This window comes from Phycisphaerae bacterium (assembly GCA_017999985.1).
Classification (GTDB): Bacteria; Planctomycetota; Phycisphaerae; order UBA1845; family Fen-1342; genus JAGNKU01.
In genome coordinates this window covers 178,193-190,934 of sequence record JAGNKU010000009.1, presented here as the reverse complement: position 1 = coordinate 190,934, position 12,742 = coordinate 178,193, and the positions used below count along the sequence as shown (strand labels likewise).

At 68.5% G+C, this 12,742-nt stretch carries 9 protein-coding genes and 2 tRNA genes; 8 read left to right on the top strand and 3 right to left on the bottom strand.

The annotated features are described in order from the left end of the window. From KA383_13715 to KA383_13700, 4 genes are all read left to right on the top strand, one after another. Positions 1–741, top strand: a complete 741-nt coding sequence (locus tag KA383_13715) for a protein-L-isoaspartate(D-aspartate) O-methyltransferase (protein MBP7747173.1) — start codon at positions 1–3, stop codon at positions 739–741. A gap of 132 nt (positions 742–873) precedes the next feature. Continuing rightward, complete coding sequence (locus tag KA383_13710) at positions 874–2,499, top strand: indolepyruvate ferredoxin oxidoreductase (protein ID MBP7747172.1); 1,626 nt, start codon at positions 874–876, stop codon at positions 2,497–2,499. Positions 2,500–2,565: 66 nt separating this feature from the next. Continuing rightward, complete coding sequence (locus KA383_13705; protein ID MBP7747171.1) at positions 2,566–5,619, top strand: indolepyruvate oxidoreductase subunit beta; 3,054 nt, start codon at positions 2,566–2,568, stop codon at positions 5,617–5,619. Positions 5,620–5,719: 100 nt separating this feature from the next. Further along, entirely contained in the window at positions 5,720–6,154 is a 435-nt protein-coding gene (locus KA383_13700) for a cupin domain-containing protein (protein MBP7747170.1), read from the top strand. Between the two features lie 111 nt (positions 6,155–6,265). Here KA383_13700 and KA383_13695 read toward each other — a convergent pair whose 3' ends face one another. Next, positions 6,266–7,423 (bottom strand): ThiF family adenylyltransferase, encoded by a 1,158-nt coding sequence (locus KA383_13695; protein ID MBP7747169.1) that lies wholly within the window; start codon positions 7,421–7,423, stop codon positions 6,266–6,268. Between the two features lie 5 nt (positions 7,424–7,428). After that, positions 7,429–7,854, bottom strand: a complete 426-nt coding sequence (locus KA383_13690; protein ID MBP7747168.1) for a hypothetical protein — start codon at positions 7,852–7,854, stop codon at positions 7,429–7,431. A 210-nt stretch (positions 7,855–8,064) separates the two neighbouring features. Here KA383_13690 and KA383_13685 point away from each other — a divergent pair, with 210 nt between their 5' ends. Both KA383_13685 and KA383_13680 read left to right on the top strand, forming a co-directional pair. Continuing rightward, entirely contained in the window at positions 8,065–9,939 is a 1,875-nt protein-coding gene (locus KA383_13685) for a hypothetical protein (GenBank protein ID MBP7747167.1), read from the top strand. Next, positions 9,939–10,787 carry a hypothetical protein gene (locus tag KA383_13680; protein ID MBP7747166.1) on the top strand — a complete coding sequence of 283 codons (849 nt, stop codon included), beginning with the start codon at positions 9,939–9,941 and terminating at the stop codon, positions 10,785–10,787. Before KA383_13685 ends, KA383_13680 begins: the two co-directional genes overlap by 1 nt. A 107-nt stretch (positions 10,788–10,894) precedes the next feature. Here the strand turns inward: KA383_13680 and KA383_13675 are convergent, their stop codons facing one another. After that, complete coding sequence (locus tag KA383_13675; protein ID MBP7747165.1) at positions 10,895–12,163, bottom strand: peptidyl-prolyl cis-trans isomerase; 1,269 nt, start codon at positions 12,161–12,163, stop codon at positions 10,895–10,897. Positions 12,164–12,331: 168 nt separating this feature from the next. Here KA383_13675 and KA383_13670 point away from each other — a divergent pair. Together KA383_13670 and KA383_13665 are read left to right on the top strand one after the other, a co-directional pair. After that, positions 12,332–12,416: transfer RNA gene (locus KA383_13670), tRNA-Leu, on the top strand. Between the two features lie 53 nt (positions 12,417–12,469). Next, positions 12,470–12,543: transfer RNA gene (locus tag KA383_13665), tRNA-Arg, on the top strand. Positions 12,544–12,742 lie beyond the last annotated feature (199 nt).

Sequence of the window (12,742 nt, the reverse complement as noted above, 5' to 3'; positions counted from 1 at the left end):
ATGTCGCTCCGGGCATGCTGCCCTTCGTCGCCGGTCCGCGATACGATAGATGATAGCTGGCGAGGAACGCAGGTGAGCACGCCCGCCCAGCCGATTGAGCCCGAGCGCGCCGCGGAGCGCGCGCAGATGGTCGCCGAGCAGCTTGCGGCGCGGGGCATACGTGCGCCGGCGGTGTTGGAAGCCATGCGCCGCATTCCCCGTGAGCTGTTCGTGCCTGCCGGCCAGCGCGGGGCGGCGTACAGCGACGGGGCCTTGCCGATCGATTGTCAGCAGACGATCTCGCAGCCGTACATGGTCGCGCGGATGACGGAATTGCTGGAAGTCCAGCCGGACCAGCCGGTTCTGGAAATCGGCACCGGCTCGGGGTACCAGACGGCGATCCTGACGTGTTTGGCGCGGCATGTATACACCATCGAGTGGTACTCGCGGCTGATGACGCAGGCGGCGGAGCGGCTGGGGGCCCTGGGGATCGGCAACGTCACGTTTCGCTGCGCGGACGGCTCGCTGGGCTGGCCGGAGCACGGGCCGTATCCGGCGATCATCGTGACGGCGGGAGCGCCCGAGGTGCCCCAGCCGCTCTGCGATCAGCTCGCGGAAGGTGGGCGGCTGGTGGTGCCGATCGGTCCGACGGGGGACCAGATGCTCGTGCGGGTGACCCGGACGGCGGCGGGCTTGGTGACGGACAACATATTGAAGTGCCGATTTGTCAAGTTGCTGGGGGCGGCGGGCTGGCGGGAGTGAGGCGCCCGGTTTTAACGGCACGCAAAATGCAGTATGCTCTGGGGGAACCACCGAACCGTGCCGGCCCCGGCTGGAGCGACGGCTCTCGCTGTCTCCAGCGGCTGGGTTGGCGGCCCATGGGAGCCTGACGCGATGAAGACAGAGTTGCTGCTCGGCGACGAGGCCGTCGGACTGGCGGCCTTGCACGCGAACATTGGCGGAGCGTTCTCCTATCCGGGGACGCCCGCGACCGAGATCTTCGAGTTCATCTCCGAGGCGGCCCGGGCCGAGGGCAAGGTTTCGGCGCGCTGGTCGGCTAACGAAAAGGTCGCCTACGAGGAAGCGCTGGGCATGTCCTATGCCGGCCGGCGGGCGATTGTCTCCATGAAGCACGTTGGCCTGAACGTCGCCGCCGACCCGTTCATTAACTCGGCGCTGACCGGCGTAAACGGCGGACTGGTCGTGGTCGTCGCGGATGACCCGGGGATGCACTCGTCGCAAAACGAGCAGGACAGCCGCTACTACGGCGAGTTCGCGCAGATTCCGGTGCTGGAGCCGGCGAATCAGCAGGAGGCGTATGACCTGACGCGTGCGGCATTCGCGTTGTCCGAGAAGTTCAACCTGCCGGTGCTGATCCGGTTGGTGACGCGCCTGTCGCATAGCCGGGCGAACGTTCGCGTGCGCGAGCCGGATCCGCCGCTGGAGGGGCAGTTGCCGGTCCCGGACCCGAACAGTTGGACGCTCGTGCCGTCGAATGCGCGGCGGCGTTTCCGGCGGCTGTTGACGATGCAGCCGGTGCTGCGCGAGTGGTCGGAGAAATGGCCGCAGAACGAACTGAAGCTGGCGGGGCGGCGCGGCATTCTGGCGTCGGGCATCGCGTATAACTACGTCCGGGAGGTGCTCGCGGGGCGCGATGACTTTTCGCTCGCGCGCGTCGTGACCTATCCGTTGCCGGTGGCGCAGATTCGGAGCCTGGTCGATCACTGCGACGAGATCTTCGTGGTCGAGGAAGGCTATCCCTTCATCGAGAAGCGGCTGACCGGGCTGCTGGGTCTGGCGGGCAAGGCCGTGCACGGCAAGCTCGATGGCACGTTGCCGCCGGACGGCGAATTGACGCCGGACCTGGTCGCGACGGCGCTGGGTCAGCCGTTCGTGGCGGCGACGCCGGCGGTGGACGACCTGACGAACCGCCCGCCGGCTTTGTGCCGCGGCTGCCCGCACGCCGACACGTTCAAGGCGATTATTGACGCGACGGCGGCGTTTCCGGGGGCCAAGCTGTTCAGCGACATCGGGTGCTACACGCTGGGGGTGCTGCCGCCGTACCGGGCCGTGCACTCGTGCGTGGACATGGGCGCGTCGATCGCGATGGCGCATGGGGCTGCGCAGGCCGGGGCGTACCCGGTGTTGTGCACGATCGGAGACTCGACGTTTTCGCATTCGGGCATGACGCCGCTGATCGGCGCGGTGCGGGCGAACGCGGACATCACCGTGTTCATACTCGACAACGCGATCGTCGCGATGACGGGCGGGCAGGAGACCATGGCGGCCGGTCAGCAGCTCATTGACCTGCTGCGCGGGCTGGCGGTGCCGCCGGAGCATTTGCACGTTCTGGAACCGCTGAGCAAGAACCACGAGCAGAATGTGGCGCTCATCACGCAGGCCATCAACCATCGTGGGCTGTCTGTAATCGTGGCGCAGCGGGAGTGCATTCACAATCGTCGCAAGGCCAAGGCTGCCGAGCCGGCGGCGAAGTCGGCCACGGCAGCGTGCAGTCAATAGCCGCCGCCGGGGTAACGCGGTCCGCAGCGCGCCCCCGGCGCTGAACCGTTCGCAAAGGAAGCCACCGTGGAACAGAATCTCATTCTCGCGGGTGTCGGCGGGCAGGGCATTCTGAGCATCGCCCGCGCCATCTCGATCGCGGCGTTGCGGCGGAACATGCATTTGCGGCAGGCGGAAGTGCACGGCATGTCGCAGCGCGGCGGGGCGGTGCAGTCGCACCTGCGCATCGCCGACCACGAGCTGTTCAGCGACCTGATCCCCGTTGGGCACGCCGACATCATCTTTTCCGTCGAGCCGCTGGAGGCGCTGCGCTACGTGCAGTATCTCGGCGACAACGGGGTACTGATCGTCAGCACGAACGCGTTCGTGAACATCGAGAACTACCCGGCGATCGAGCAGGTGCTCGACCGCATCGCGGCGTTTCCGCGGCACGTGCTGCTGGACGCCGATCGGCTGGCCAAGGCGGCCGGCTCAGTGCTGAGCGCGAACATCGTGACGCTGGGGGCGGGCTCGCTGTTCCTGGAACTGGACGCGGGCGAGCTGGAAGACGCGGTCGCGGAGATGTTCGCGGCCAAGGGCGAGAAGATCGTGCAGGTCAACCGCCGCGCGTTTCAGCTCGGGCGGAATGCGGCGGCGGCGTATCGCGACGGTCTGCAGCGGGGCGGCACGTCGCGGGCGGTGCGCAGTTGGATCGACGGCCTGAAGCCCGAACAGCTGATGCAGCCGGAGCCGCCGATGCCGCCGAAGTTCGACGACGTGGACCTGGTGGAGAACCGGCTGACAGGGGCGGAGGCGACGGCGTTCGAGCGGACGCTGTTGCGGGCCTACGAGGAAGGCCGCCGGCCGCTGTACGAACACGAGATCTACATGCTCGTGGAGCTGCTGGGGGCGATCTCGCCGCCGCGGTACGTGTTCGTGCCGAAGGACAGCCTGCTCTCGCACGAGGCGCTGGAGCACTTCCCCGGCGAGCGCGTGGTGTTGAAGCTGGTGTCGCAGGACGTGACGCACAAGAGCGACGCGGGGGGCGTGGTATTCGTGCCGAAGGACTATGACGCCGTGCGGCGCGAGATGGAGCGGATGGTCGGGCGTCACACCGCCACGTCGCGGGTGGCGGGGACGCTGGTGGTGGAGTGCGTGGAGCGGGCGGGGTCGGGGTTCGGTCAGGAGTTGTTCGTCGGCGTGCGGGCGACGCGCGAGTTTGGCCCGGTCATCGCGGCCGGGCTGGGCGGCGTGGACACGGAATATCTCGCGGCGAAGATGCGGCCGGGCATCGCGGTGGCGAAGGCCTGCGCGACGGACACGTCCGCCGAAGAGTTCCTCGAGCTGTTCAAGCAGACCGCGGCGTACGACTTTCTGGCGGGACAGGCGCGCGGCCATCACCGGATCGTCTCGGATGGCGAGTTGCTGCGGTGCTTCCGGGCGTTCATCTCGCTGGCGCGGCACTTCTGCACCGATCGCGGCGCGGAGGGGCCGGACGTGGCGGAGCTGGAAGTGAACCCGTTCGCGTTCCGCCAGCAGCGCATGGTGCCGCTCGACGGGCGCGGGCGGCTGGGCACGGCGGCGAAGCGGCCGTTGCCGCGGCCGATCGAGAAGGTGCACCGCCTGCTCGAGCCGCGGGCGATCGCGGTGCTGGGCGTGTCGAGTACGGCAATGAACTTCGGCCGGATCATCCTCAACAACATCAAGCAGTGCGGGTTCGATACGAAGCATCTGCATGTCATCAAGGAAAACGAGAAGAAGATCGACGGCATCGCCTGCGTGCCGACCGTCAAGGACCTGCCGGAATTCGTGGACATGCTGGTGATCGCCGCGCCGGCCACCAGCATGCCGCAGATCACGCGCGACGTGGTGGCGAGCGGCAAGGTGGGCGCGGCCATCACGATCCCGGGCGGGCTCGGTGAGACGGAGGGCTCCGAGGAGATCGAGAAGCAGATTCGCCTGGCGATTGCGACCGGCCGCGAGCAGAAGGACGGCGGGCCGGTGTTCCTGGGCCCGAACTGCATGGGCATCCAGTCGCGGCCGGGGCGCTACGACACGTTCTTCATTCCACAGTCCAAGCTCGACACGCGCTGGAGCGCGCCGGCGCGGCGCGTGGCGCTGGTGTCGCAGAGCGGGGCGTTCATCGTCAGCCGGCTGAGCAACCTGGAGACGCTCGACCCGGCGTTGACCATCTCGCTGGGCAACCAGATCGACCTGAGCCTGGCGGACCTGGTGCAGGCGGTCGGCGTCCGCAACGACATCGACGTGATCGGCGTGTACGCGGAAGGCTTCACCAATCTCGACGGGCTGGACTTCGTGCGGGCGGTGCGGCGCGTGACGACGGCGGGCAAGACCGTCGTCTTCTACAAGGCCGGCCGCACGCCGTCTGGACGCTCCGCCGCCGCCGGACATACGGCGTCGGTGGCGGGCGATTACGACGTGTGCACGGCGGCGGCGGCGAATGCCGGGGCGCTCGTCGTGGAGACGTTCAAGGAATTCGAGCAGCTCGTCGACCTGGCGACGGCCTTGCACAGCAAGCCGGTGCACGGTTTGCGGCTGGGCGCGATGAGCAACGCCGGGTTCGAGACGGTTGGGATGGCGGACTGCACGATCGGCGCGGACTATCACGTCGAGATGGCGATGCTGCCGGACGCGTGCAAGCAGCAATTGGGCAAGGTGCTGGCGGCGCACAAACTCGACAAGCTGGTGAACGCGCGGAACCCGCTGGACCTGACGCCGATGGCGACGGACGAGGCGTACGAGGATGCGGCGCGGGTCATACTGGAAAGCCCGGAGGTCGACGCGCTGGTCTTGTCGTTCGTGCCGCTGACGCCCGCGATGCTGACGACGCCGGACGAGATCGGCAAGCCGGGGTCGCTGGTCGCGCGGCTGCCGAAGCTGTTTGCGGCGGCGACGAAGCCGATCGTGGTGAACATCGATTCGGGGCCGCTGTACGAGGCGATGGTGCGGGCGCTGCGGGCGGCGGGCGTGCCGGTGTTCCGCTCGGCGGACCAGGCGGTGCGGGCGCTGGGGCGTTACATGTGCCAGCGGGTGCGGATCCAACAGGGCCGGATCGCGACGATGGACGCGGCGGGCGTGGTTGCAGCCGAAGTGCCGGGCAGGATCGCACAGCCGGCGTAGGCCAGCAGCGTGGCAACGTAACAAGGTGAGAAGGCAACAATGGGGGCCGTATTGGCGCCGGCGCGCGGTCTGGCGCAGCCGGGTCGCAGGAGAGGTTCGGATGAGCCGGATCGTGGTTGGTTCCTTCATCTGTGGAGTCTTGGCGATCATGCTGAACACAGGTTGCACGGCGGGCGGCGCGGCGCATGCGGTGCCGCAGCGCGCGGCGTTCGTGCGTCCGCTGCCGGAGACGCACGAATATGCGCGGCTGCTCAGCAAAGAAGAAGGCGTGCGCATGCGGTCGGGGCTCGTGACGCTCGAGCCGGGGAAGGACTGCGGCTGGCACAGCACGGACAATTATGAAGAGCTGATCATCTGCCTGGCAGGCGCGGGCGAGGTCGAGACCGAGGGCACTGGTCGCCGCCCGATCACTGCCGGGCAGTACGCGTACAATCCGCCGGACCTGCGGCACAACGTGTTCAACACGGGGACGGCGTTGATGCGGTACATCTATGTGGTTGCGCCGGCGTATGACGCGCCGGGGCACGAGCATTGAACGCGCTCCGTGGTAACAACCTGAGCAGGCAACAAGGTAACAACGTGACAAGGTGACAAGGGGAGTGCCGCCGGCTGGGGTCTGGCGAAGCCAGGCCGTGGACGGCCGGGCTCAGATGCCGATGTATTTCGCGTAGACGCCGCGGGCGATGGCGGGGTCACTGGTGCCTTGGATGATCGCGCGGCCGTCGGGGAAGAGGGTCACAGCGAACCCCTCGACCGTGAACTTCAGCATGAATTCGTTCCACTTGGGGTTCGAGCGTGGGGGGAGCCGGTCGGCGATGGCCTTGAAGCTCAGCTTCTTTGCATCCGCGACGGGCGAGACGCCCGTACCACCCGAGACTCCTGCACCACCCGAGACGCTCGTGCCACCCGTGTCTGCGGGGAGGATCTGCACGGCGTCGCGGCCGCAGAGGGTGGTGCTGGCCGCGGTGCGCGCGCCGCTGAGAAACTCGTAGCGGCCCTGCCGACAGCACGGGCAATCACCTTCGTCGAATGCAGCCTGCACATTGACAGTGCGCATGCGGCCGGCCCACACGTCGATCGTGAACAGGCGGCCGCCGGTCGGTGCGCTGCGTGCTGCATCCGCCGGCCGAATCGGGGGTTGCCCGCTGCCGACCAGTAATTTCATGGCTTCTGTGGCCTGCAGGCTGGCGACGATGTTCGCGGTGGCGGCCAGGATGCCGGCCGTGTCGCACGTTGGCGTGGTGCCGGGGGCCGGCGGGTTTTCCCAGAGACAGCGCAGGCACGGCGTCTGATGGGGGCGGACGGGCAGCACGAGCCCCGACGCCGCGAGACACGCCCCGTAGACCCACGGGATATCCGCGCGCACGGCGAAGTCGTTGATGAGGTAGCGCGTCTCCAGGTTGTCAGTCCCGTCGAGGATCAGGTCCGCAGCGCGGCACAGGTCGGCGATGTTGCCGGCGTGCACATCGGATACGAGGCCCTCGAGCTCGACCGCGGAGTTGATCTTGTGGAGCTTGCGGACGGCGGCCTCGGCCTTGGGCAGATTCTGGGCGATGTCGTGCTCGTCGAAGAGCGTCTGGCGCTGGAGGTTGTTCAGCTCGATGAAATCGCGATCGACGATGCGGAGCGCGCCGACGCCGGCGCGGACGAGTAGGTTGGCGAGCGCCGAGCCGAGGGCGCCGCAGCCGATGAGCGTCACCGTGGCCTGGCGCAGGCGGCGCTGGCCGGCGACGCCAAGCGGGGCAAACAGCAGCTGGCGGCTGTAGCGGGCGAGTTCGGGATCGAGGTCGGCATCGCGCGGCATGGGGTTCATCTCTCCGACGGGCGTCGCTGCCGGCGCCAGCGATACCAGGCGGAGCGCGTCGCGCCGCCGTTGAGCAAGGCGAACAGCAGCAGAAGTATGCCGTCGGTGTCGCTGAAGATAAGCCAGATCACGCCGACCACGAGGCATAGTGCGGTAGCGAGCGCGCTGATGGCCACGTCGAGCAGCGCTGCACCGGGGATGCGCGCGAGCGTCATGCCCAGGGTCAACAGAATGCCGACGCCGACAACGCACGCACCCCATTTGAGTGCTTTGATGGAGCCGACGTACACGGGATCACCGGTACCACCCAGGAGCACGTATCCGACGTACAGGAACAACCCGGCGGAGACCAGCGACAGCACGATGTCGCCACCGCCGTCGCCGGTGGCGCGCGCGTACCGCACAGGTGGATTCGGTTCCGGCTCGCTCATAACTTGCACCTCCGGTTGGTTAGACGGTGAGTACGCCGGCCTGCACCGCCGCGCATCGTACCGGCGGGCGCTGAACCGGTCACGCCGGCACATGGAACTGGGCCGCACTTGTCGCCCACTTGGGCTGGTTCTAGGATGCCTTCCGGCCGGACGTACATGGCGCGCGTGCCGAGCGGGCACGGTGTGCGGCCGGGTGGAGAGGGCAACGTAATGCAACGCATGACGGTCCGCCTTGCGGTCCTGGTACTACTCAGCGCGGCGTGGGGTGCGATGGCGCAGACGCCGGCCACGGCGCCGTCGGAACCGACAACGCAGCCCGCGCAACCGGCCGGCCCGCAGCCGGCGGACTTTGCGCCGGCGGACGCGCTACTTTATGTGGGCATCGCTGACGCCGGACGCGTGCTCGGTGACCTTGGGCAGACGACCGCCGTGGCAGTGCTGAACGATCCGGCAGCGGCGAATTCGCTGTGGTCGCTCAATCCGCTGGCGGCGGTGCTCGCGGAGCTACGCGGCCGGCTGGCCCGGACGCTTGGGGTGCCCGCGGAGCAGTTACGTAACCCGCTTGCTGGTCCGCTGACTTTGTACGTCGTCGCGCCGCCGGGGGCCGGAAACGCGGAGGTGGGCCTGGTCGCGGGGATCGGTGACGCGGACCTGGCGAAGACGTATTACGACACGCTGGTTGCCAAGCTGAAGACGCAGGGACGGCACGAAACGGTGATGGCGGGCGTGGACAGCATCGACGTGTTTGCGGGGGCCCAGGAGGCAGCCGCGCGCACGCCGGAGGCGCTCGAAGACGACGAATTCAGCGCGCTGGATGCGGAGCGCTCGGCGCTGCCGGAGCCATTCGGCGCGCTGCTGAGACACGGGCTGGGCGGCATCCTGTCCGGACAGGGCGTTCCACCGCGTTTGGCGCTGTGCTTGTCGCGCGGGCGGCTGGTTGTAGCCGACACGCCGGAGCGCGTCCGCACGCTGCTCTGGAGCGAGAAGACCGCCGAGGCGCTCTCGACCACCGAGTTGCATCACGTGCTGCGACAGGCGCTTGGGCCGCCCGGGGGGATCGAGGTGCTCATCAACGTGCCACGGCTGTTCGAACGGACGCGCGCGGCGCTGGCCGGTCGTGCCCGGGACGAATTCACCCGGCAGATCAAGCTCGCGGGCCTGGAGCCGCTCGCCGGCATCGTGGGCCGCGTCGCACCGGGCGCAGGGGCGTGTGACTGGCAGGCGGACATGCTGCTGGTCGGTCCGCGCGTGGGGCTGGTCGGGCTGCTCAGCCGGACAAACGGCCCGCCGGCGCCAACGTTGACGGGTGACACGTGTCTGTACGGGCATTGCAGCGTGCGTGTGCCGGCCGTGTTGGATGAGGTGGAAGCGCTGCTGCGTGCCGCCGATCCGGACGTGGCCGAGCGTTTTCGGACTGCGCTGCCGATGCGACGGCCGGGCGATGAGTCGCTCGATTGGCGGCGCGATCTGCTGGACTACCTGGAGAGCCCCGTGACGCTGAGCCTGCGGGTGCCGGCAGGTGCCCGTGGCGCGGAGTTCCTGCTGGGCGTCGGGCAGCGCGACGTGGAGGCGGTCACGCTGTTCCTGGGCGAGCTGGCCGCGCAAGACCTGCTTCAGCGGCGTGCGGCGGTTGGTGGGCGCGTGTTCGAATTGCTGGCGCTGCCGGAGTTGCTGCTGCCGCCGGGCTTGGCGCTGGGCGTGACGGCCGACCGGCTGTATCTCGGAGATGGCGGGGCGGTGGAGGCGGCTTGCGGCGCAGTAACGCCGGCGGCGACGAGCGCATGTTCCGCGTGGCAGCACCTCGCGGCGTGCGTGCCCGCTGAGACGTGGTTTACGTGGTATGTGGATCGCCGGCTGGCGCGCGAGGCCGGGCAGGGCGGGACTGCCAGCCAGCCGGGCGGTGTGCAGTTGGGCGCGCTGCTGCTGGCGGATTTGGCCGGTGATGCGGGCACGACGAACGGCGTGCGCCTGACGCGGTACGCGGCGCAGACCGTGCTGACGATCGCGACCGTTCCGCAGGGCGTGCAGTTCACGCTGGTGCAATCGAAGCCGGAAGGCCAGGCCTCCGGGCCAGGAGGACAATGATGTCAGATCGAAGGCTTGTTCGCCAACTGGCGCGTGAGTGGCTCGTCACGCTGCTCGCGCTTGCCCTCGTGATCGCGCCGTTCGGCTGCCAGATCCAGTCGATCATCGACGGTGGCTCGGACAACACGGACGGGGACAGCCTGGACACGCACACGGCGGGCATGTTCCTGAATGAGGACACCAGCGACCCGCTCATGGTGGCCGGGCGCAACGCCGCCGGCGACGCCTTCTACGTGTACGGCGCGCGCGCCGTGGGTGGCGCGGTGGGCGAGGTCGAGTCGATCCTGATCCGGACGGCGGCTGGCCAGGAGGCGTTGATCGTGTTTGAGCTTGGGCGGCCGGTGTACCTCGAGGGACCGGATGGTAGCTACGCACGCATCACGTACAACGAGGTCTCGTTGCAGCGCCTGCAGGCGACGGTTGTGGTGTACGACGCGGTGACGCAGACCACTGAGACGGCCGAAGCGGAGGTCGATCTGCAGAAGACCGCGACCGAAGTGGCCGCCCTGGTGGAGTCCGTGACGGGGCGGACGCTGGAGTTGCCGACCGCGCCGGCGGACACGGCCAAGCTGAGCCAGCGCGCGCTGGGCCCGCTGTTGCAGGTGCTCCTGGTGGTGCCGATGCTGGCGCTCAGTCACTTGATGATTGTGATCATGGGCCAGTTGATGACGGCGGTATTCGCCGCGGTGACCGTCGCGTTCCAGGCGGCGGTCGTGGCGGCATTCTGGCCGCTGTTCATGTTCGCCGCGCTGCTCGGCGAGGTGACCATCCGGGTGGAGTCGGTGCCGCTGCTCGACATCTTCATCGAATTGCCGCCGCCGCCGGACATCCGCGTCATCATCAAGTGAACGCCCGGTGGAGATCGGACCTGTACACCGCGTCCGTCCGTGCTGCGTGTGAATAGGCTGCCTGACGAGGGAATCGGCTACGAATTGGCTACCCGTGGCGCGCGGGGTCAGCGCGCCGCGACGGCGGTCAGTTGGTCGGCGCGGCGCAGGGCCGCGGCGACGAACGGCTCCAGTGCCGTGATCGTGGCCTTCTCGGCGAGGCGCACCACGTAATCGGCAGACAGCCGGCTGAAGCGTTTTTCCATCAACTGGGCGCGGATCTGGTCCTGCACCTCGGCGAACGAGCGCTGCTGCTCCGGCTCGATGGCCCCGCACCCGACGATGTACCAGCCCGTATCGGTCTCGATCGGCTCGCTGACCTGCCCGGAGCTGAACTCGAAGATCGGCTTGCTGAGCTGGTCATACGGCGCCTGCAGCGGGCGGCTGATCATGCCCCACGAGCCGCCCGTGTCCGCGTGCAGACCGAGCGAATACGCGCGGGCGACGTCCGCGAACGACTGTTGCGCCAGCGCGGCGTGCGCCTCGCGTGCCTGCCGCAGCGCCTTCAGCTTGGCGGCGGCCTTTTCCGGCGGCGACGCCTTGGCCCAAGTCAGTCCCTCGGGCAGGAACTGCTCGAACGGCAACTCGATCAGCAGCAGCTCGCGCGTGGCCGGCGTACTGTACCGCGCAATGTTCCGCCGATACTCGGCCAGCAGCTCATCGCGCCGGATCTGCACCTGCGGCATCATCTTCTCGCGCGTGTACTGCCGGACGACGAGACTGCGCTTGACGTTGCTGCGAAACTGCTCCCTGGTCAGCCCGTATTCGCGCAGGTGGGCGTCGAGCTTGGCCTCGCTGCCCTCGAACTCGCGCGCCAGCATGCCGGCGACTTCCTTGTCCACCGACGCGTCCAGCGATTTCTTGTGGTCGTCCTGGAGTTTCGCGACCGCCTCGGCATAGATCAACACGCTGCCGATCTCTTCCTGCACGCGGCGGCGGATGAGCCGGCGGGCCTCGTCCATGAACCCGGTGCGCGTCCGCGTGCGGCGGATTTCCTCGAGGCTCGGCCGCAGCGGATAGAGGATCTCCGGAATGGTCAGGACGGTGCTGTTGACGATCAGGATGTCGGCCGCGATGGCGTTGGGCGGCGGGGGCGGCGGTGGCGCGGGCCGCGACGTAATGGCCCGCGCGGGCGACAACAGCGCCGGCGCGCTGGTCGGCACGACCTCGCCGGAGCGGATGCGGGCTTCACGCTCGGCGGCCAGCTCGGTGGCGGACCTGATTTCGGGTCGGCGGGCGTCGGGTGGGGGCGTCTCGCGCTGGGCGCGCTGGCAGGCCCACGGACCCCAAACGCTCACGACGATCAGCACCCCAGATATGCAGAGCAATGTTCGCATGGAGCCCAATATAGCGGATGGGTCGCGCGCGCGCAACCCGCGGACGGCAAAACCGGCGCTCGTGTCGGGCGGTCCCGCGCGCGAGCAAACGGCGATTCCTCTTGACGCCGGCGGGCCGGCCTCGTAGCCTGTTGGGTTCCGGGGTCCGGGCTTGTGGACCCTGAATTCGCCCGGGTGGCGGAATTGGCAGACGCGCCAGGTTGAGGGCCTGGTGAGGGTTAACCTCGTGCTGGTTCGAATCCAGTTCCGGGCATGAAGTGAGAGTTGTGCCGCGGCGTCGGTGGTTGGCGCGGCGGCTGAGCGCGAGCGCTGCTAGCTCAACTGGATAGAGCGTCGGCCTACGGAGCCGAAGGTTGAGGGTTCGAATCCCCCGCGGCGCGGTCTGCCCCTGTCTGGCTGAATGTACTCCCACCCGCCCGTAAGCACAGCGTGGCTGAAGCTGCGCACCGTTGGGCTGTTCTGGTAATGCGCTGCTGATCCCCACAGGTGCGGCCGCAGACCCGGTGCCAGCCCCGCGTCGACGTGGTCCCCCACGCCTGCACGTGACATGGCACCGGGTTCTGCGCGCCGGAGCACATC

What these genes read in the sequence shown, in the direction of transcription:
- KA383_13700 (MBP7747170.1), top strand. Translation starts at nt 5,720, where the DNA reads ATGAGCCGGATCGTGGTTGGTTCCTTCATCTGTGGAGTCTTGGCGATC.
- KA383_13715 (MBP7747173.1), top strand. Translation starts at nt 1, where the DNA reads ATGTCGCTCCGGGCATGCTGCCCTTCGTCGCCGGTCCGCGATACGATA.
- KA383_13680 (MBP7747166.1), top strand. Translation starts at nt 9,939, where the DNA reads ATGTCAGATCGAAGGCTTGTTCGCCAACTGGCGCGTGAGTGGCTCGTC.
- KA383_13690 (MBP7747168.1), bottom strand. Translation starts at nt 7,854, where the DNA reads ATGAGCGAGCCGGAACCGAATCCACCTGTGCGGTACGCGCGCGCCACC.
- KA383_13675 (MBP7747165.1), bottom strand. Translation starts at nt 12,163, where the DNA reads ATGCGAACATTGCTCTGCATATCTGGGGTGCTGATCGTCGTGAGCGTT.
- KA383_13695 (MBP7747169.1), bottom strand. Translation starts at nt 7,423, where the DNA reads ATGCCGCGCGATGCCGACCTCGATCCCGAACTCGCCCGCTACAGCCGC.
- KA383_13710 (MBP7747172.1), top strand. Translation starts at nt 874, where the DNA reads ATGAAGACAGAGTTGCTGCTCGGCGACGAGGCCGTCGGACTGGCGGCC.
- KA383_13685 (MBP7747167.1), top strand. Translation starts at nt 8,065, where the DNA reads ATGCAACGCATGACGGTCCGCCTTGCGGTCCTGGTACTACTCAGCGCG.